The organism is Paenibacillus sp. J31TS4 (assembly GCF_018403265.1).
In the GTDB taxonomy this organism is placed as follows: domain Bacteria; phylum Bacillota; class Bacilli; order Paenibacillales; family NBRC-103111; genus J31TS4.
Map to the genome: position 1 here is coordinate 1 of NZ_BOSI01000035.1, position 276 is coordinate 276.

Consider the following 276-nt stretch of genomic DNA (forward strand, 5'->3'; position numbering starts at 1 on the left):
AAGTACCATCGGCGCTGGAGGGCTTAACGGTCGTGTTCGAGATGGGTACGCGTGGTTCCCCTCCGCCATTATCACCAAACAGCTATTTCATTCAAGGTTTGTACCTTGAAAACTAGATGCGAAGTTTATTCATTCTTTAGTTGAAAGTCTTTAGGATAAGCCCTCGACCGATTAGTATTCGTCAGCTGCACGCATTGCTGCGCTTCCACCCCGAACCTATCTACCTCGTCGTCTTCAAGGGGTCTTACATACTGGGAAATCTCATCTTGAGGGGGG

Annotated in this window: 2 rRNA genes; both read right to left on the reverse strand. The window is 48.6% G+C overall.

Annotated features, from left to right (window positions below):
- A 5S ribosomal RNA gene (rrf, locus tag KJS47_RS23870) occupies positions 1 to 79 on the reverse strand; the annotation flags it as partial.
- Between the two features lie 72 nt (positions 80 to 151).
- Positions 152 to 276: ribosomal RNA gene (locus KJS47_RS23875) — 23S ribosomal RNA — on the reverse strand; the annotation flags it as partial.